This is a genomic window from Flavobacterium sp. B330r, from assembly GCF_056824325.1.
In genome coordinates this window covers 2,407,381-2,428,714 of the sequence record NZ_CP124860.1, presented here as the reverse complement: position 1 = coordinate 2,428,714, position 21,334 = coordinate 2,407,381, and the positions used below count along the sequence as shown (strand labels likewise).

The window sequence follows — 21,334 nt, the reverse complement described above, 5'->3', positions numbered from 1 at the left end:
TTTTAGCATTCCTTTAACAATAACGATGCCGTGAATACTGGGCTGTCCAATTTTTTTATAATTACTTTAAGAGATAAATTTGTAGCAATCGAAACTATTTCTCGCTACTTTTGTAACAAATAAAAAGTCATGTCGATAGAAGTAAACAGTATATCAAAAAGTTACGGAGAGCAAAAAGCTCTAAATGAAATTTCTTTTAAAATCGAGAAAGGAGAAATCGTAGGATTTCTTGGTCCAAACGGAGCTGGAAAATCTACTTTGATGAAAATTTTGACCACTTATTTACTTGCCGATAGTGGCTCAGCCCTTGTAAATGGTCACGATGTCATGACAAACGCAAAAGAGGTTCAACGCTCGATTGGTTACTTACCAGAGCACAATCCGTTATATTTGGATTTGTATGTTCGTGAGTATTTGGCATTTAATGCTGATGTTTACAACGTGCCAAAATCAAGAATTGAAGAAGTAATTCAACTGACAGGACTGACACCCGAAAGTCATAAAAAGATTGGACAGCTTTCTAAAGGATACCGCCAACGCGTTGGATTGGCAAATGCCCTGCTTCATGATCCAGAAGTTTTAATTTTGGATGAACCAACTACTGGACTGGATCCTAACCAGTTAATGGAAATTCGAAATGTGATTAAAAATGCAGGGAAAAATAAAACTGTTTTTTTATCGACACACATCATGCAAGAGGTTGAAGCAATATGTGATCGTGTCATAATTATTGACAAGGGACAAATCGTTGCAGACAATAAATTGGATCATTTAGTTACTACCAATAAAGAGCAAGTAATTGAAGTAGAGTTTGATTACAAAGTAGAAGAACAGCTTTTGGCTAGACTAGAAAATATTTCTTCTTATATAAATACGCATGACATGACATGGGAGCTAACTTTTGTTACAGAGAAAGATATGCGCCCTGCTATTTTTGACTTTGCCAACGAAAATGGATTAAAAACTTTACAACTCAATCAGAAAAATAAAAATCTGGAAGCTGTTTTTAGAGAAATTACTAAGTAAGTTTTCAGTCGCAGTCTCAGTTTTCAGTTAGAAAGCGGTTTGTTTTATTTAAAAACAAACCGCTTTTTTTATTCTCTTTTTTCTGCAAATCAGTAAAATAGGGGTTTTTCAATAAAAATAATTTCTATTTTTATTTAGACTTGTTATAAATAGTATTATATTTGGCAAATCAAATTTTAAATGCCACGGTATGTTACCTATTCTCCTTACTCTTAAAAAACTTATTTCTGTTGTTCCAAATCAAGTAATACATCTTCGAAAAAGATTATCAGACAAATTAGAACAAATTGTATTGCGATAAACTCTGATTTTAAAAATTACAAAAGATTATTATGTTCTAAATCTCGGTTTAGAATTAGCCAAATTTAAACAACATGAAAAAAATTATAACCTCTCTTATGCTTGCTTTTTCGGTATATGATGGATATTCTCAAACAGAAAAAGAAACCGATAGTATTGTTGAAACCACTATAAATGCTTTAGATGAAATTGTGATTAGTAAAAAGAAAGTACTTTACACTCAAAAATCGGATCGTCTTGTTTTTAATGTCGAAAACAGCATCGTTTCTGAAGGCGGGACCGCGCTTGACGTCTTATCACGTGCGCCAGGCGTTGTTGTGTCTCAAGATGGCGATTTGTCCATTCGCGGACAACAAGGCGTTGCCGTAATGATTAACGGTAAACTAACACAGCTTTCTCAAAAAGAATTGGCCAATTATCTAAAAGCTACAACTTCATCGAACATCAAACAAATTGAAGTAATTACAAATCCTTCTTCTAAATACGATGCAGCTGGAAAAGCTGGAATTATTAACATCATACTAAAAAAACCAAACTCAGCCGGTTTAAAAGGTACCGCTTTTGCGAGTTACGGAAGAGGACGAAAAAACAGAACCAATTCGGGTTTCAATTTAAATTACAATAAAGATAAATGGGGCGTTTTCGGAAATTACAGCTATACTTTCCGTGGCGAAGAAGAGCATAAACAATTCAATCAGACTCAATATACAAGTCTTACGCATCAGGAAATTGCTTCTACAAATCATCAAACTTCTATAACAGATGAACCTTTGACTTCTAATAATTTTAAGGTTGGAACTCAATATGAGGTTTCGCCTAAAACCAATTTAGAGTTCTATGTTGATGCCAAAATCGGACGCTATGAAAATATGGCTGACGGGACAAATAAAGTCTTCAACACTTCGAATCAGCCCATTTTTGATGCTTTGACTTACAATGATAGTAAAGAAAAATGGAACGATTACACTTATGCTTTTTCTGGCACGCATAAATTCAATGACGAAGGAAAAAATATGGTTTTTGATTTTGAATATGAAACTTCGAAGTTCAGATCTAATCAATTTCAGAGTGCCGATAATACAGCAAATGCCACTGTTGTAAACGATCGTCGCGGTTATATTCCTTCTCAACTAAAAGTCTTTACAGGAAAAGTCGATTTTGTAAATCCGTTCAAGGAAAAACAATCTATTGAATGGGGTTTTAAAGCCAGCATTAAAAACAATGATAATCCGTCTGTTTACGAATATTATGAAAACAACGAATGGCTTATTGATTTTAACTCGACCAATCATTTTGAATATAATGAACAGATTTACGCCGCTTACGCCAACTACAAATATCAGTTAGAAAAATTAAATATTCAGGCTGGATTAAGAAGCGAATACACCGCAATCAATATTGATCAGAAAACATTGAATGAAGAACACAAAGATGATTATTTGAAATGGTTCCCAAGTCTTTCTTTAAAATATGAATTCACGAGTAATCATTCTGCACATGCATCGTATAGCAAAAGAATTAATAGACCAAGTCAGTTTGATTTAAATCCGTTTCGTTTTTACGATGATTCATTCAATTATTCGCAGGGAAATCCGAACTTGATTCCAGAGATTACACATGCTATGGAAATTGGTTATGCTTGGAAAAGTAATTTTATGGCTTCTCTATATTTTAATAGTACCAAAGATGTTTTTACCGAAGTGTACAACTACAATCCAGACACAAATACAACCGTTACCACTCAAATAAACGTGGATAAATCATACAATTACGGAGTTAACATTACCAATACTTCTGAGTTAAGCAAGTGGTGGTCTGTAAACACTTTATTGAATGTTTTTGAAAATAAATTTATGGGGCAAATTTTAAACAGCAATACAATTGATCCCATTATGACAATCAATCTGAGTGTTCAAAACTCTTTTGCTATAACCGAAACCTTGAAAGCAGAAGGAAACGCACAATACCAGTCAAAATCTAATCTTGGAATTTACCAAAGAGATGGTTTCTTTGATTTTAGCATTGGGATTTCTAAACAAGTTTTGGCTAAAAAAGGGAATATCAAACTCAATTTTACTGATGTTTTCAATACCAATAATTTCTACATTAAATCTGCTGTTGCGCAAACTACTATTGATAAAAGATATGATCTTGACAATCGTATAGCGACAATCGCATTTACATACCGTATATAAAGTTTCGTTCTTTAAATACCTTGTTTTTTGTTTTTTTTTGTGTTAGTCAAGAGCCTGTTCCTTCAAACAGGCTCTTCTATTTTGGGAGTTTAGATTGCAGATTTTAGATTGTAGATTGTAGATTGTAGAATTTAGATTGTAGATTTTAGATTGCAGATTTTGGAATTTGGAATTTGGAATTTGGAATTTGGAATTTGGAATTTGGAATTTGGAATTTGGAATTTGGAATTTCGGGACATAAAAAAAGTCTTTTAAAGCTATTCGCTTTAAAAGACTTTTTTTATTTTGTTTGAAATCCTCTTAGTTCTTCTTTGTTTTTTTCTTTCTTCCCCACCAAATATAAAAACCTGTAATTGGTAAACTAGCGCAGATTAAACTTGCTGTAAAGTAGAGAATTTTAGTTGTTATTCCGCCAATGGCACCAACGTGAAGGCTATAATTTGAGCGGCTCATCCAATCGTGGAATTTCTCGTCGCCTATATATTTTCTAGATTTCGGAAGCAATTCTAATGTTTTCTGGTCAAAATATAAATCCCTCCAATTTCCGTTATGCATATCGGTACAGGCATAAAAATCATCTTTTGGCTCATCTGGAAAATGAATAATTACCGCTTCATTATTGTGCTTAGCAATCTCATTTCTAACTTTATCAAATATAATATCAGCAGAAGTAAGCATATCATATTTAGGTTTTAAGAGCGTATCCGATTTTATTTCGGCTACCACTTCTTTCTTTGCTTTTTCATTGCCAAAACCTCCTGTAATCCAGTAAGTGCTTTCTCGTACCCAATGAAAACTCATTATTAAACCTGTTAACGCAATTAAAAATGCCAAAAGAAGCGAATAAAACCCTAAAACATTATGAAGATCATAATTCAGCCTTTTGAATTTGGCGCTCCATTTAATTTTAAAACTATTGTTGATTCCTGTTTTATTCCACTTTTTAGGAAACCATAAAATGATGCCACTTATTAATAAAAAGAAGAAAATAAGAGTTGCCCAAGAGGTTACTGCAGTTCCTATTTCTCTTCCTAGCCAAACATAGCGATGACCTTCATCAATTTCATGGAAAAAATCTTCATGATCGACCATTCCGGTTATTTTTCCGTTATAAGGATTTACATAAATCAAAGAATCAGATTCTATATCTACTTTTATTGTTTTATCTAAACCATTATACCATACTCCATGAATATCCTTTTCTGGCAAGGCTTTTTTTACTGCAGCATAAATTTTAGAAGGAGGCAAAACTTTATCTGGAGTTTGTGCTTCTACATTTAGCCACGGAGAAGTCAATTCTTTTATTTCATGTTCAAAAACCAAAATACAGCCTGTAATTCCCATTATAAAAACTACTATTCCAGAAGCAAGTCCAAGCCATAGATGCAACCAGGCATTAATTTTACTGAATCGAGATTTCTCTTTTGATTTTGGTTTTGGTGATTTAATAACACTCATTTTGTTCCTAGTTTAATGACGCAATAAAACCATACAATCAATGCTTTAAAGCAATAATTGTATGGTCTTAATTATGTAAAAATTAAATTGTGTAACTGCTTATTTCTTTTTTGTCAATCTTGTGATTGCTGGCAAATCAACTCCGCCTGTAATTAAAGCTCCTGCTTTTGCCACACCAGTTGCAATATCAATTTGATAAACACGTCCTTCTGTATTAGTTACAAAGCTTTTGTAAATTTTACCGCTTTCAATTAAAGCACTTCCGAAACCAAAATAATTGTCTCCAGCGTGATCAGGCAATCCTGTAACTGGCGTAATTGCTTTTGTATTAAGATCGATGATAGCAGATTTTAAATTGAAAGATTTATAGTTTAAGAATCCCCAGTTTGGTTGTGCAGCGTCAATATCTGCAGGAATGTAGTTAACTAATACTTTTTCTCCACCTGCTGGATAAGCAGATAAAACTTTTCCTTTTAGAGAACTTGTTTCAAAGTCGAAGAAGTAAGTTGAATCGAATTCTGACTGTCCTTTTTTAATTCTAAGAATTCCTGAGTGAGACGCAGTTGGCGTGTAACCGCATAAAACTGAATTTGAAGAGAAAGTATAAATATCTCCAGATTCTGTTTGTACCATACCAGTATTAGTATAATATTGACCAATTGCTGTAGTACGAGAATCTTCTAGAGTTTTTAAGTATTTTAAAGATGGATATTCGTAAACTTTTACAACTGCTTTTTCTTGGTAAAGTTTCCAGTCTTTATCACGCTCAAATGTCGAAACAAATAATTTATCTCCTGATACATTTACACTAGTTGGCCATAAAAAGTGTCCGTTAGAAATAGCAAAGTCATCATAAACACGCTTTGAAATTGTAACTGTAGCTGGATCGTAAATTAAAATTTCATTTTGAGTAGAACTAGCATCCCATGGAGAATTAATCATAACCAATTTGTTATCATCAGTAGTTCCGTAAGCATAACTATCTCCTGTAAATAAGTTTGCCGTTGTACCTAATTTACCTTCTGTGTTAAGGTAATATCCAACAGACCCTTCTGCATTTCCTGTTAAAGCAAAAAATGTGTTTGCAACCGGAACTAAAGCTCCTGCTTGCTCGATACCTTTACCAACCATGTTGATTGATCCAGTCATCAATTCATCTACAGATTCAAACTGCCAAACATAAACATCCCAATCAGTTGTTTGATATGAAAGCACATACGTTTCATCAGCTGGATTTCTTACCTCTGAATTATCATTATCGCTGCTGCATGAAAAAAACAGAGCAGGCAATACTGCTAAAGCCAAAAGATTTTTAATTCTTTTATTCATTGTGTTCAATTTAAAATTATATAATTAGTTTAAAAAATATCTAAGTTTAACTGCGAAAGATCTTCCTGGTTTTTGCACTTTAAAATAGTCATAGACTTTTGTGTCTGCGACGTTATTACATTCTATTCCGATATTGTATTTTCCATTTTGAAAAGCATAAGAAGCGGCAATATTCTGTGTAAGTTGCTCCGGAATTGTTTTTCTACTGTCAGGAGTTCCATTTTTTGTTGATACTAAGTAATATTCATCAATGTAATTTGTAAATAAATTAATTGATAAATTGTCATCTGAAGTTCTTAGTTTTCTAAAGTTTAAACCAACACTTGCATTAGCATAAAAAATAGGAACATTTGCCAGCTGAGAACCATTATTGTAATTGATAATATTAGATCCAGGAGGGTCAAATTTATTGGTGTCAATAGTTTTCTGATGAGTAGCATTTACTTCAACTGTCAGCCAATTTTTATATCCATAATGCAAAGAAGCATCAAAACCAGTAACTCTTACACTGTATTCATTTTGATAAATAGACTGAAATCCTTGAGTCTGGATTCGGATAAAATCTTTTGCATCTCTATAAATGAAATTTCCTTGCACTCCAAAAGAATGATCTTCTAAAGCTTTCTTGTATGCAAGTCCTGCATTAAAGTTATCACTTGCCTCTGGTTTCAAAGTCGGTGCTGGTCTAAGATTTAAACCATCTCCCAACATTTCATCGCCTGTTGGCAAACGATATGCATGCTCGTAAGACGTTTTCAATTGCAGTTCACTTGTTACAAAATACGCTAATGCTGCTCCATATCCTATATCATCAAAAGAGCTTTTAAGTGGCGTATAGACATTTTTACCATTAATGTATTCTAAAACATTCATACTGGTATTCAAGAAATATTTCTTTCCAAATGCGATTACAGATAGTTTTCTGTCAAATGCAGCAAGATTATAAGAAAGTCCTAAAATGTTTTTGTTTACTACTGGAGAACCTGGTTTAGTAATTTCACGAACTTCATCATCTTCTTTTCTTTTTAAAGTATTAACAGAATAATTAAAAGCAAAATACTGCCTGTCATTCAAATCATACTTGAAGTTAGTATTAGCTTGAAAAGAATTATCATCGTAAACATAAATCGTTTTTTCATCATTTAACTCTCCTCCGCTATTGCTTACTACACTTGGCGTACTACTCCCATCCCATTGATATCTATAAGATGAAGTATCTACAGAACGGCTTTGAACGACATTGTACGAAGCAATGAAGTTTACCGATAAATTTTTAGTGAATAAACTGTCTTTTTTGAATTTTAGGGAAGGCACAAAAGCTTTACTATCATTAAAAGCCTGTCCAACTACTCTTTGCATAGTAGATCCCGTTTGTATTTCTTTCTTATTTGCTGAAGCCATCATGCCAATCAACAAATAATCTGCATATTTCTTTCCTTTTACTCCAACCTCAGCCATAATAGCTCCAGATTTGTAACCGTCATGAAAATGTTTGTATTCTTGTTCTGGGTTAAATGTACCATCGGGATTAGAGGTAGTCGCAGTAATTTTATAGCTGTTATCGGTATAATTACCAAATGCATTGACATTGGCCACTAAACCATTTTTACCTGTAAATCTGGTGTTTACAGCAACTCTGTGTGTATTAAAAGAACCAAAACTGTAAGACGCATCAATATATCTTTTTACAGATTGGTTGGTAATAATGTTTACCGCTCCTCCTAAGGCATCGCTACCTAATTCAACAGGCACCACTCCTTTGTAAACTTCGATACGCTCTGCCATGTTTACTGGAATGTTATTCAGGGTAAATGAAGATCCGTAACTGTCGATTGGAATTCCGTCCATAAAGAATTTTACCTGATTCCCTGAAAATCCATTCAATGAAAATTTAAAATCAGAGCCCATTCCTCCTGTTTCTCTAATACGAACTCCAGTAGTTGTACCTAATACTTGATTTAAATCTGCTGACGAATTATATGTTTTCTTTAAATCAATTGCTGCAATATTAAAAGGCTGTTCTTTAACTCGCTCAATTTTAGACTTTCCAGTTACCTGAACTTCATCTAAAGCCGCCATATCTTCTTCGATAGTAATTTTTGGCGCAGTTTGATTGGATAGTAAATTGATTTTGGTCTGTTTGGATTTATAACCAACATAATTAACTACTAAAGTGTAATTACCAGGTTCTGCAGTAATTTCATATTCACCATTTGCATTTGTAAGGGCTGCATAATTGGTTCCTTTTAGAGCTACAGAAACTCCTTCTGCCGGCTGACCATTGTCTACCATAATCACTCCACTTAAAACTACTTTGCCGTTTTGCGAGAAACCCTGAACCGAAGAAAGTGTCAGTAATAACAGGATTACAATTCTTTTAATCTGCATTATTTAAAATTAGTTTAAATTAAATTTGGCACAAAATTAACATCAACAATCAGGTTTAACAAATTATTTTTAATTATTCTAAATAAAAGTTTTTATTAACGTAAAAAATGATTTTCTTCTAAAAAAAAGATGCTTTCTTAAGATTTAATTAATTTTAGATTAAAATCACATTAAAAAAAATCAAAATAAAATCAGAAATTTAAAATCGCTTTTATAAAAAAACTTACAAAAAATAAAAAAACCTGCTTAGCAAGCAGGTTTCTAAAAGGAGTAATTATGTTTCAGATTAAATGATTTCTAATAGATCTTTCATCTCTTTAATTACTATTCTAACATCTTCTTCATTCGTCCTCCAATTCACAAATGAAGCTCTAATTCCTTTTTTGTTCTGATAAACTGTTGGCGTCATAAATACTTTTCCAGTATCATTCAAAGCAGATAAAAAGGGAGTTACTTTTTCCTGATTGTGTTCTCCTTTTAATGTAAAGCAAACATTATTTAAACGAATTGGCGCTAAAAGCTCAAAATCATTTTCTATTAAAGCATTTGCAAAATGTAAAGCCAATGCCACACTATCTTCAATAAGATCTCTAAAACCTTCTTTTCCATAGGCTTTAAGCGAAAACCATACCGGCAGCGCACGCAAACGGCGTGAATTTTCAGGAAGCACATTCAGATAATTAAAATTCTCTAAAGGATTCCCTAAATAAGGCGCATTAGAATTTTGGAATGTTTCAATTTGCAGATTAACATGCTCTTTTTTAACCAAATAAAAAGCACTTTCGTATGGAACATTCAACCATTTATGGCAATCAATCGTAATACTGTCTGCTGCTTCCCAGCCTTTTACATAATGTTTGTATTTTTCTGAAACTGCCGCAAAACCGCCAAAAGCACCATCAATATGCCACCAGAAATTGTATTTTTCTCTTAGTTTGGCAATTGCCTCAAAATCATCAAAATCGGCGGTGTTTACCGTTCCAGCACTTGAAATTAGAATAAAAGGTTCTCCGTTTAGAGCTTTGATCTTTTCTTCTAAATCGGCAGTATCCAAAGCTTCACGATTGCCTTCAATTGTTTTTATAACTGTATAATTCTGGCTTCCAATTCCTAACATCGATAATGATTTTATGGAGGAAGAATGTGGAGTCGCTGTTAAAATATTAATGGTTTCAGAGATCCCGTTTTTAGCAAAATCTTTTCCATACTGTTTTCCAAACCATTGTCTCGCAACTGCTAAACTGGTGAAATTGGACATTGTTGCGCCAGTTACAAATCCTCCTAAAAATGCATCCGGAAGTTCTAATAATTGCAACAATAGATTGATGGTTTCGAATTCTATTAATGCAGATGCTCCGCCCTGTGCTTTAACCGCCTGAGTATTTTGATCGTAAACTGATGCCAGCCAATCTCCAACAATAGAAGCGGGAGTTGATCCCCCTGTTACAAATCCCCAATATCGTGGACCAGGCGAGGAAACCATCAATGGAGCCAATCTTTCATTAAATTCCTTTAAAGCTTCAATAGATCCTAATCCTAGCTCATTTAGCTCCGTTTTAGGATCTATTGAATAAGTATTAGAGGTTGGAATGTTATCGATATTACTCAAAAAATCAATTCCTTGCTGTTTTGTTTTTTCTAAGATATTCTCAAAATTGTCGAGATCGTGCTGTAATTTTGAATTCATATTATATAGTTATTTATATCACGCATTGTCAAGCTGAGCGAAGTCGAAGCCATTTCACGCGAGATAAGTTGTTTTTAGTATTTATTTTAAGAATTGGAAATTTGTAGTGAAGCTACCACTTTGTCTTTTCGGAGAATCGTGAAACCATCATAGAACAGATTACATCTCCATTGGCATTTAATAAAGTAGCAATTGGGTCAACCAGAGTTCCTAAAATCATGGCAACCGGCAAAGCTTGTTCCATCGGAAAACCATAAACAGTAATGGCTAAAATTTCTCCAATATAACCTCCGTTTGGAATTCCGCCTTCGACAATTGAAACTATAACTGTAATTCCGAGTGCTAAAAGAATCGTCATCGGATCTGTAAAATCTTTCCCAAACATGGCAAACAAAAAGGTTATTTTTAAGATGGATGACATACTCGAACCGTCTTTGTGTAGAGGTGCGCCAAGCGGAATTACCAGATTTCGTACATGTGCCGGAATTCCCATTTTTTCTGCTGCCGCTAAATTGGCAGGAATGGTCGCTATACTACTACAGGTTCCTATAGCGGTTAAAGAAGGCATTATGTTATTGCTCCAAAAAACTTTAAAAGCTCTTTTTCCGCCAGCGACAAGGGCATATAAACTAAAGAACACAAAGAAATAGAAAATGCAAGCAGCGTAATAAACTGCCATTGGTTTTGCATAAACTCCTAGCAATTGTGGCCCGAAGACTCCAACTTGATAAGCAAAATACGCTCCTAAACCAATTGGCGCAAATTTCATGATGATGTTCAAAAGCTGTTTCATTACCTCGTTTCCAGAATCCAGAAAACTCTTGAAAGCATTTCCTTTTTCTCCTGATTGTAATGTGGCAAAACCCACTAAAAAAGAAAAAATAATCAACGCCAACATACTTTTTCGAGACAATAATTCGAAGAAATCATTTGCTGTAAGCAGTTTGGCAATTTGATCTCCCGCTGATCCTGACGCTACTTCTTCAAACGGAACTTTCGCAATTGCTATATCTTCATGAATTGGAAAAAGATAAACAGCAAAAATCATTACAATGGCAGAAATCAGAATTGTTGCGAGAAAAACCAATACCATTATAACAAACAGTTTTCCTAGCTTTTCTGTTCGTTCCAGATTCGCAACCGAAGAACCGATTGTGAAAAATATAAGCGGAATAATGGCTGTAAAAAGTAAATTCAGGAATATATCCCCAAGTGGTTTTATAATCAAAACATCTTCTCCAAACACCAATCCGAAAATACTTCCGATTATAATACCGCCAAGAAGCCATAAAATACTGCTGTAACTCTGCAAAAAATTGATTTTCTTAACTTCCATAAGCTGTAGAGAATTATAGTTCGGAAAAGATTAATAATAAAGAATGAAAGTACTTAAAAAAGGATTGCAAAAATTGATTGGTTATTTTTTTGCCACAGATTATAGGGATTAAAATGATTTTCTAATCTTTATAATCTGTGAAAAAAAAATTATTTCTCCAGAACAATGGTAGTAAAAGCTCTATCGACTAATTCTCCTGTTTTGCTTTTTACTTTTTCGGTTTGTGTTTCTGTATACACAATTTTAAAATCCGATTTTTTGATTAATTCCTGCGCTTTTTCTGTACTGTACAATTCGAATTCGAATTGTGTAAAAGGCAGTTTTTTCATGAAATCTTCTTCGGCAAATGTCAAGCAGAAATTTCCATTTGGTTTTAAAACCCTGTAGGTTTCTGATATTAATTCCTCAGGTTTCTGCCAAAAATAAATGGTGTTTACTGTAAATATTTTATCAAATAATTCAGCTTCAAACGGAATAGTATTTCCGTCATAAAGTGAAAAGAAAGCCTGTTTTTGAGAAACGAAATTTCGGTTGATTTGTCTTGCTTCCTGAAACATCAGTTCCGACATTTCCAGTCCGTAGTATTTTAGCTTTTCGGCTTGTTCAAACAAAAATTCAACGTGACCTGCATTTCCGTGGCCTAGCTCTAGAATTCTGTTTTCGTTTGCTATATTTAAATTCTGAATCGAATGTTGGGTCATGTTGATGTTCGTTTCGTTCATCATATTGCCCATTTCGATTCCTTTTTCTCCCGATGGATGTTTTAATTGAGAGGCGATTTCTTGTAATTCTTCATTTTTCATGGCGTGAAAATTTAAGTATCTAAATTAAACAAAAATCCAAATTCGAAGAGTATTTTTTTGTCATTCTGAGGAACGAAGACACGAGCGATAGCGAACTGGCAAAGCAATCACACTCGCATGTCTACAAAGATTGGACGACATACTTTGCGGAATTTCTAGTGTGATTCTTCGTTCCTCAGAATGACAAACTGCATACAGATTAAAAAACCTGACTTGCAATCTGGCGAATATTCTCAGATTTCCCCATTGAGTAATAATGCAAAAATGGAACTCCAGCGGCTTTTAATTCTAATGACTGCTGAATCGCCCATTCGATTCCGACTTGTTTGATTTCAGCGTTGTTTTTGCATTTATCTACAGCATCGATTAAATCTTCTGGCAAATCGATTCTGAAAATCTGTGGTAAAACCTGTAAATGCCTCTGAACCGCAATTGGTTTAATTCCAGGAATAATCGGAATTGTAATACCCATTTCTCTTGCTTTTTCTACAAAGGCAAAATATTTTGAGTTGTCAAAAAACATTTGTGTTACGACATAATCTGCTCCTGCATCTACTTTTTCTTTTAATCTTTTCAAATCTGATTGTAAAGATGGCGATTCCAAATGTTTTTCAGGATAACCCGCAACACCAATACAAAAATCAGCTTTGTTATCGATATCCATCACTTCATGCAGATATTTTCCACAATTTAAATCTTTGATTTGACGAACCAAATCAACTGCGTAATGATTTCCTCCTGCTTTCGGTACAAAAGATTGTTCGTCTTTCATTGCATCGCCTCGAAGTGCCATTACGTTGTTGATTCCTAAATACTGACAATCAACCAGCATGTATTCGGTTTCCTCTTGTGTAAATCCACCGCAAAGCAAATGCGGCACCGTATCTACATTGTATTTATGTTTTATAGAAGCGCAAATTCCAAGCGTTCCCGGACGCATACGAGTTAATTTCTTATCCAAAAGTCCGTTACCTTTATCAATATAAATATATTCTTCACGAGAAGTCGTTACATCAATAAACGGCGGATTAAACTCCATTAACGGATCAATATTATCGTATAATTCCTGAATACTTTTACCCTTTTGAGGCGGAATAATTTCAAATGAGAATAATGTTTTTCCTTTGGCGTTTTCTATATGCTCTGTTACTTTCATTTTTTGTTTTTTGTTTCAAGTTTCAGGTTCCATGTTTCAAGTTCTCTACTGTAACTTGAAACCTGAAACCTGAAACAAAAATAACTTTTCGTTAATCTGCTATATTAGGGTTTAACCATTTCATTGCGTAATCTGTTGAGACATTACGTCGTTTGGCGTAATCTACAACCTGATCTTCTTTTATTTTTCCTAATCCGAAATATCGGCTTTTTGGATTTCCAAAATAATATCCTGAAACCGAAGAAGCCGGCCACATCGCCATACTTTCTGTTAAGGTTACTCCAATTTCTTCGGTTACATTTAAAAGCTTCCAAATCGTTGGTTTTTCCAAGTGATCAGGACAAGCCGGATAACCTGGCGCTGGACGAATTCCTTTATAATTTTCCTTAATCAATTCTTCGTTGGTTAAAGATTCTTCGCTGTCATAACCCCAAAAATCTTTACGAACTCTCTCGTGAAGATATTCGGCGAAAGCCTCAGCAAAACGATCAGCAAGTGCTTTCACCATAATCGAATTATAATCGTCTAAATTCTTTTCATATTCCGCAGCCCATTCATCTACACCAAAACCTGTGGTTACGCAAAACGCTCCCATATAATCTTCAATTCCGCTTTCTTTTGGCAGAATAAAATCGGCTAAAGCAATGTTTGGAGCACCTTTTGTTTTTTGCGACTGCTGACGTAGTGTTAAGAATTTCTCTAAAACTTTTCCGTTTTCATCACGCAATTCAATATCGTCATCACCAACTTGATTCGCAGGGAAAATTCCGTAAATACCTTTCGCTTTTAGTTTTTTCTCTTCTAAAATTACTTTAAGCATCGCCTGAGCATCTTTAAAAACAGATGTTGCTTGTTCGCCCACAACCTCATCGGTTAAAATTGCTGGATACTTTCCGTACAATTCCCAAGTCTGGAAAAACGGTGTCCAGTCAATATACGGAACCAAAACATCCAGTTCAATTTCGATGGTTTGTTTTCCAATTACTTTTGGTTTAGTCGGTGTGTACTCCGACCAATCCAATGGTAATTTATTTTTACGGGCATCTTCAATCGTCAAGAAATTTTTATCTCTCGAACGATTTAAGAACGTTTCTCTAAACGAATCGTATTCTGCACGAATATCTGCCGCATATATTTTTCGGTTATGATCTAGCAGATTTCCTGCAACGGTAACGGCTCTTGAAGCATCGTTTACGTGAATTACAGTTTCTCTATATTGAGGCGCAATTTTCACCGCGGTGTGCGCGCGAGAAGTAGTTGCCCCGCCAATCATAATCGGGATTTTAATATTTTGTTTGTCTAATTCTTTGGCTAAATATACCATTTCGTCAAGCGAAGGTGTGATCAATCCGCTTAATCCAATAATATCTACTTCGTGTTCAATCGCCGCTGCAATGATTTTTTCTGGAGGAACCATAACGCCAAGATCTACAATCTCATAATTGTTACAAGCCAATACAACCGAAACTATGTTTTTTCCAATATCGTGAACGTCACCTTTTACAGTCGCCATTAGGATTTTTCCGTTTCCTTGTTTATCTCCCGCTTGTTTGCTTGCTTCGATAAAAGGCAATAAATAAGCCACAGCTTTTTTCATTACACGAGCCGATTTAACTACCTGAGGCAGGAACATTTTTCCGCTTCCGAATAAATCTCCTACCACATTCATTCCCGTCATCAAATTGATTTCGATAACTTCAATTGGTTTTGTTGCGGCCAAACGAGCTTCTTCTACATCTTCTTCAATAAAAGCATCGATTCCTTTTACCAACGAATGCGTAATACGATCCTGAACAGATCCTAAACGCCATTCCTGAATGGCTTTTTCATCGCTTTTTACTTCACCTTTTACATTTTCTGCAAAATCCAGAAGTCTTTCAGTAGCATCGTCACGTCTATCTAAAATTACGTCTTCAACGTGTTCTAATAAGTCTTTCGGAATATCATCATAAATCGTAAGCATCTCTGGATTCACGATTCCCATCGTCATTCCTTCTTTAATTGCGTGATACAAAAACACCGAGTGCATCGCTTCACGAACAACATCATTCCCTCTAAACGAGAACGAAACGTTACTCACTCCACCACTGATATGTGCATGAGGCAAATTCTCACGAACCCATTTTGTTCCTCTAAAAAAGTCAAGAGCATTCAGGCGGTGTTCTTCCATTCCTGTTGCAACGGGGAAAATGTTCAAATCGAAAATAATATCCTGCGGAGGGAATCCTACTTTGTTCACTAAAATATCATACGAACGTTGGCAAATCTCCACTCTACGATCGTAATTATCCGCCTGACCAACTTCGTCAAAAGCCATAACAATAGCAGCTGCTCCGTAACGTTTGATTAATTTGGCGTGGTGAATAAAGGCTTCTTCTCCTTCTTTTAATGAAATCGAGTTTACAACGCTTTTTCCTTGTACTACTTTAAGACCTGCTTCAATGATTTCCCATTTCGAACTGTCAATCATAATTGGCACTCTCGAAATATCTGGTTCTGCAGCAATTAAATTCAAAAATTTAGTCATTGCATTAACCCCATCAAGCATTCCTTCATCCATATTAATATCGATGATTTGTGCTCCTCCTTCTACCTGCTGTCTTGCAATATCAAGCGCCTCGTCATATTTCTCTTCCTTGATTAATCTTAGGAATTTTCTTGAACCTGTTACGTTTGTACGCTCGCCAACATTCACGAAAACACTTTCGGGCGTAATAATCAACGGTTCTAATCCTGATAATACAAGGTCTCTTCTTTTTTCTGTCATTTCTTTTTAAGTTACTAAGATCCTGAGATTCTAAGATTCTAAGGTTCTAAGTTTTTTATTCTATATTTTTAGGTTTCTAAACCTATAATCTTTTTAATATTTTGGGCGTGCCCCTCCGGGTCGGGCTATCCGTTACAAGTCCTCGCACTTCCTTCGTCAGGCTGTGGGCTTTTCACTTCTATCCCTCACGCAGATTCGGTTTCAAAATGAACTCTATTTTTCTTCAATTATTTAAAATGAATATCCGATTTATCTATTCCTCTTACTTCTTGTTTTTTATACAAGACATTCCAAATCTCAGTATATAAATCTAAAAAAGGTTTCGCTTTTTTTTCATTTAAAGTATTTGTCCATCCATTATTATAACTCACCCATTTTTTTTCTCCATTTACATTAGCAACTATTACTCTTGTAAAGCTTGGATCCTTAATTACTATTTCGCCTCTTGGTTCAAATTTCATTGGCATTTTCAAAAAATTACTTCTCTGAATCAATGAATATATTTTTTCTTTTTCCTTTTCTGTTAATTCAATTTTTGTAACTCTTTCTCCTTCTGAATATTTTCGAGAAAAAGTACTGTTTTGAGAATTATAAGCATCACATCTACCATCGTTAATTACAAAATAAAAATCAGATGGCTTCTCTCTTTTCTTACTTCCGAAACCAAACAAACCAAAAAGTACAAATACTGATACTATTATTCGTAAATACTTCATTCAATAATTTCTTTATTTAATTATTTAAAATTATTATCTATAAAGAAATTTCGTTTAGTGATCGAAGTAACTCTTTTATATTATTTTTTGCCGAAACTTCATTAGCTAATCGTAATCGTTTTACCCCTATAAGAGCATCTGACATTTTAGCACTACCTGATTGTTGTATATTCTTACTAAACTTTAATTCATTTTTGTAATACAATTTATATTCTATTGCAGTCTTGACTGTAAAAGTCGCACCAAAAAAAGGCTGATCAACAGAAACTAAATTAATTTCAAGAACCCAATCCTCATCATTTGTAATCGAATCTATTTTCGAAAATACTTCCGATTCAATAACAGATTTTTTAAATGCTTCTCCAAAATTTTCATTAGAAATCTTAGATGTCCATAAAGGATTTGTTTTTTTTCCGCCTGTAACAGACTTAATGAAAATTTTATCTCCAATTTTCTTTTCGGCTTTATAATCTTTAACTGTCATTCCTTCGATGCTTGCTGACGAAGCACATTGCGTAAGTAAAGTTGAAAGAAAAACTAATAAAACCAGATATTTAAATTTCATATTTAATATTTCAAAAATTAGACTATACAGTTACTGGCGCCACTCTCGGCTTATAATCCTTCGCAACCTCAGCCATTAATCGGATATGATCTGGAGTTGTTCCGCAACAACCACCAATAATATTAATCAAATTATCATCTAAATATTCTTTAATGAAAGCCTGAGTTTGTTCTGGCTTTTCATCGTATTGTCCGAATGCGTTTGGCAATCCTGCGTTTGGATGTGCCGAAACATTAAAGCTTGTATTATGTGCTAATGTTTTTAAGTATGGTTTCAACAAATCGGCTCCAAGAGCGCAATTGAATCCTACACTTAATAACGGAATATGCGAAACTGAAATCAAAAACGCTTCTACAGTTTGTCCAGAAAGTGTTCTTCCAGACGCATCTGTAATTGTTCCCGAAACCATGATTGGAATATCGATGTTGCGTTCTTCTTTTACTTCTTCAATTGCAAAAAGTGCTGCTTTTGCATTTAGTGTATCGAAAATCGTTTCTACTAAAAGTAAATCGCATCCACCATCCATTAAAGCTTCTGCTTGTTGTTTGTAAGCAATTCGTAAATCGTCAAAAGTGACGGCTCTGTATCCTGGATCGTTTACATCTGGCGACATACTTGCTGTACGGTTTGTCGGCCCAATTGAACCCGCTACGAAACGTGGTTTTTCCGGATTTTTTGCGGTAAACTCATCGGCTACTTGTCTTGCGATTTTTGCCGATTCATAGTTTAACTCGTAAACCAAATCTTCCATGTGATAATCGGCCATACCGATTGTCGTTCCCGAGAAAGTATTGGTTTCTACAATGTCAGCACCAGCTTCATAATAAGCGGCATGAACATCGCGGATCGCTTGTGGTTGTGTTAGGGATAGTAAATCGTTGTTTCCTTTTAACGGATGTGGAAAATCTTTGAAACGCTCTCCTCTAAAATCTTCTTCTGAGAAATTATAGCGCTGCAACATTGTTCCCATTGCTCCATCTAGGATTAGGATATTTTTTTTTATTGCTTCTTGAATTGTTATTGCCATGGCTTCTTTTTTTAGCTTCTGAGATACTAAGGTTCTAAGATGCTAAGTTTTTTTATTATGATTGTGAAGTTTAAACCTAACAGGTTTTAAAACCTGTTAGGTTTGCTTCGGATATTTTTTTGTTCACATTAATTCCAAAAGTGCACTATTGCTGGCTCATTAGCCCCGATTGAAGTGGAAATCCTTTTGATTTTTTTCTTTAAAAAAGCAAAAGATTGCAACGAAAAGCGGGAACTGTTGACTGCAAAAATGCGCCAATGATTCGCTCCTGATATAGAATCTGTTTCAGTAAATATTATATGTTATCGAGAAAAGTTTTGAGAAATACGAGTATGTATTTGTGTTATCTATCTTTAATACTGGAAAATGTCGTATAAAGTAGAATTTAGCACCTTCTTTATGATAAAGGGTTGCTAAGGTTTCATCGGGTCTATCCCTCCGCCTTTCGTGATAACTGACAATAATTTTAAGAACAGTGCAAAGGTATGAAATAGGCTTTCTATTTGCAAATGTTTTTTTTCTAAGGTTCTGAGGGACTTAGATGCTAAGGTTCTAAGATTTTATCTTTTACGTGGTTTAGCTTCGGAGGAGCATAATATTTATAAAAAAACAACGTGTACAACACAAAAGCTCCAGCGGAGCGACATAATATTTCGCTCCGCTGGAGCTCTTACATAAACGTAATTATTTCTTTTCTATAAATATGTCATCCCTCTGGGATTAATTAAAAAAGCCCAAACTTTAAAAGTTTGGGCTTTAAGATATTTAAAAAACCTTAGCGCCTTAGTCCCTTAGAACCTTAGCTCCTTCGATTAAACAATCGCCTTAACAACCGCTTTTGGAGCTTCTTTACGAGTTCCGTCGAAACCGTCTACACCAGAAACCGTTGTATATTTCAATACGTATTTTTTACCTGGATTGATGATTCCGTATGCAGCTTGGCACATTAAAGTTGCTTCGTGGAAACCACAAAGGATCAACTTTAATTTTCCTGGGTATGTATTTACGTCTCCAATAGCAAAGATTCCCGGAATGTTTGTTTGGTAATCTAATGCATTGTTTACTTTAATTGCATTTTTTTCGATTTCTAATCCCCAGTCTCCAATTGGACCTAATTTTGGTGTTAATCCAAAAAGTGGGATGAAATAGTCACATTCGATTTTACGGTGTGCTCCGTTTTCTTCAATATCTAGTGACTCAACGTGTTCAGCACCATTGATTCCGATAACTTCTGCTGGAGTTACTAATTTGATTTTTCCAGCTGATTTTAATTCCTGTACTTTTTCTACAGAATCTAAAGCTCCTCTGAATTCGTTTCTTCTGTGAATCAAAGTTACTTCTGAAGCTACATTTGCTAAGAAGATACTCCAGTCTAATGCTGAATCTCCTCCTCCTGCAATTACAACTCTTTTATCTCTGAATTTCTCAGGATTTTTGATGAAGTATTTTACTCCTTTATCTTCATAAAACTCGATATCTTCGATAAGTGGTTTACGAGGCTCGAAACTTCCTAAACCTCCAGCGATTGCGATAACTGGTGCGTGGAATTTAGTTCCTTTGTTTGATGTTACAATGAAAGTTCCGTCTTCTTGCTTTTCAACTGTTTCAGCACGCTCTCCTAAAGTAAATCCTGGCTCAAATTGTTTGATTTGCTCCATTAATCCGTCAACTAAATCTCCGGCTAATACTTCTGGGAATCCAGGAATATCATAAATTGGTTTTTTTGGATATAACTCTGATAGCTGTCCTCCTGGTTGTGGAAGAGCATCTAAAATGTGGCATTTTAATTTTAACAATCCTGCCTCGAATACGGCAAATAAACCTGTTGGGCCTGCTCCAATTATAAGTATATCTGTTTTAATCATTATGTTGTTGTTTATAATCATTCTTAATAACGCAAAGAAACGAATAAATCCTTGTACTTTCAATGATTTTTATCATTAATTTCTTTCCGAAACTTTTTTACTCTTTATTTTTCAATGAATCGGTTATCTCATTCATTCGTTTAACCTTTTCTTCAAAATTGCCTTTTAAGGTTTTTCGATATTCGTTCAGATTCTCAACCATTTGGTTGATATCCTGAGGAATTACTTCTTCAAAAAACTCCCGAAGCCTTTTGGCTGTTGTTGGTGATTTTCCGTTGGTTGAAATGGCAATTTTTACATTTCCTTTTGTTACGATTCCGCCCAAATAATAATCACATAAATCTGGCGTATCGGCTATATTGCAAATCAAATAACGTTTTCTCGCTAAATCGTAAACCTTTTTATTTACTTTCAAATCGTCTGTACAGGCAATTACCATGTGACGCTTTTTGAGCATTTTCTTTTTAAACTTCGATTCCGTCAATTTAATCGAAGGATGTTTTTCAGCCAAAACTTTTATTTCTAAATGAAATTCTTTTGCCACTACCTCAACATTTGCGTTCGGACTTGATTTTAGCAAGAAAGAAAGCTTTTCCAGACCTACATTTCCTCCACCTACAATTAGTACATTTAAATTGTGAAGCTTTAGAAATATTGGATATAATTCGTTTTGTTCCATTTTAATTTAATTTCATCTAAACAAAATTAGATGATTT

At 34.5% G+C, this 21,334-nt stretch carries 15 protein-coding genes and 1 riboswitch; of the genes, 2 read left to right on the top strand and 13 right to left on the bottom strand.

All coding sequences use genetic code 11. The features are described 5' to 3' along the window. Nucleotides 1–129: 129 nt before the first annotated feature. Nucleotides 130–1,026 (top strand): gliding motility-associated ABC transporter ATP-binding subunit GldA, encoded by an 897-nt coding sequence (gldA, locus tag QLQ95_RS10975; RefSeq protein ID WP_095928048.1) that lies wholly within the window; start codon nt 130–132, stop codon nt 1,024–1,026. 374 nt (nt 1,027–1,400) lie between these two features. Next, entirely contained in the window at nt 1,401–3,521 is a 2,121-nt protein-coding gene (locus QLQ95_RS10970; protein ID WP_482503798.1) for a TonB-dependent receptor domain-containing protein, read from the top strand. A 300-nt stretch (nt 3,522–3,821) separates the two neighbouring features. Here the strand turns inward: QLQ95_RS10970 and QLQ95_RS10965 are convergent, their stop codons facing one another. The 13 genes from QLQ95_RS10965 to QLQ95_RS10905 all read right to left on the bottom strand — a co-directional run bounded on the left by QLQ95_RS10965 (nt 3,822) and on the right by QLQ95_RS10905 (nt 21,297). Further along, nucleotides 3,822–4,979 (bottom strand): PepSY-associated TM helix domain-containing protein, encoded by a 1,158-nt coding sequence (locus QLQ95_RS10965; protein ID WP_482503796.1) that lies wholly within the window; start codon nt 4,977–4,979, stop codon nt 3,822–3,824. Between the two features lie 99 nt (nt 4,980–5,078). Beyond that, nucleotides 5,079–6,308 carry a DUF4374 domain-containing protein gene (locus QLQ95_RS10960; RefSeq protein WP_095928051.1) on the bottom strand — a complete coding sequence of 410 codons (1,230 nt, stop codon included), beginning with the start codon at nt 6,306–6,308 and terminating at the stop codon, nt 5,079–5,081. A 24-nt stretch (nt 6,309–6,332) separates the two neighbouring features. Beyond that, nucleotides 6,333–8,696 (bottom strand): TonB-dependent receptor, encoded by a 2,364-nt coding sequence (locus QLQ95_RS10955; RefSeq protein ID WP_482503794.1) that lies wholly within the window; start codon nt 8,694–8,696, stop codon nt 6,333–6,335. 286 nt (nt 8,697–8,982) lie between these two features. Beyond that, nucleotides 8,983–10,383, bottom strand: coding sequence for a pyridoxal phosphate-dependent decarboxylase family protein (locus QLQ95_RS10950; protein WP_482503793.1), 1,401 nt, complete (start codon nt 10,381–10,383; stop codon nt 8,983–8,985). Nucleotides 10,384–10,495: 112 nt separating this feature from the next. Continuing rightward, the gene (locus QLQ95_RS10945; protein WP_428237140.1) at nt 10,496–11,719 is read right to left on the bottom strand and encodes a dicarboxylate/amino acid:cation symporter; all 1,224 of its coding nucleotides are present in this window, start codon (nt 11,717–11,719) and stop codon (nt 10,496–10,498) included. Between the two features lie 149 nt (nt 11,720–11,868). After that, nucleotides 11,869–12,522 (bottom strand): class I SAM-dependent methyltransferase, encoded by a 654-nt coding sequence (locus tag QLQ95_RS10940; protein WP_428237139.1) that lies wholly within the window; start codon nt 12,520–12,522, stop codon nt 11,869–11,871. Nucleotides 12,523–12,721: 199 nt separating this feature from the next. Next, on the bottom strand, nt 12,722–13,678 hold the full coding sequence (gene metF, locus QLQ95_RS10935; protein WP_320493398.1) for a methylenetetrahydrofolate reductase [NAD(P)H]: 957 nt from the start codon (nt 13,676–13,678) through the stop codon (nt 12,722–12,724). 91 nt (nt 13,679–13,769) lie between these two features. Continuing rightward, nucleotides 13,770–16,445: a methionine synthase gene (metH, locus tag QLQ95_RS10930; RefSeq protein ID WP_482503790.1), complete on the bottom strand. Its 2,676-nt coding sequence runs from the start codon at nt 16,443–16,445 to the stop codon at nt 13,770–13,772. 227 nt (nt 16,446–16,672) lie between these two features. Beyond that, a complete protein-coding gene (locus QLQ95_RS10925) occupies nt 16,673–17,161 on the bottom strand; it encodes a hypothetical protein (protein ID WP_320493400.1) in 489 nt (162 codons plus the stop codon). A 37-nt stretch (nt 17,162–17,198) separates the two neighbouring features. Further along, nucleotides 17,199–17,726: a hypothetical protein gene (locus QLQ95_RS10920; RefSeq protein WP_320493401.1), complete on the bottom strand. Its 528-nt coding sequence runs from the start codon at nt 17,724–17,726 to the stop codon at nt 17,199–17,201. A gap of 22 nt (nt 17,727–17,748) precedes the next feature. After that, a complete protein-coding gene (locus QLQ95_RS10915) occupies nt 17,749–18,753 on the bottom strand; it encodes a homocysteine S-methyltransferase family protein (protein WP_482503788.1) in 1,005 nt (334 codons plus the stop codon). A gap of 340 nt (nt 18,754–19,093) precedes the next feature. Then, nucleotides 19,094–19,210: riboswitch (SAM riboswitch) on the bottom strand. A gap of 355 nt (nt 19,211–19,565) precedes the next feature. Beyond that, the gene (locus QLQ95_RS10910; protein ID WP_095928061.1) at nt 19,566–20,618 is read right to left on the bottom strand and encodes an NAD(P)/FAD-dependent oxidoreductase; all 1,053 of its coding nucleotides are present in this window, start codon (nt 20,616–20,618) and stop codon (nt 19,566–19,568) included. 97 nt (nt 20,619–20,715) lie between these two features. Continuing rightward, nucleotides 20,716–21,297: a precorrin-2 dehydrogenase/sirohydrochlorin ferrochelatase family protein gene (locus QLQ95_RS10905; protein ID WP_095928062.1), complete on the bottom strand. Its 582-nt coding sequence runs from the start codon at nt 21,295–21,297 to the stop codon at nt 20,716–20,718. Between the last annotated feature and the right edge of the window lie 37 nt (nt 21,298–21,334).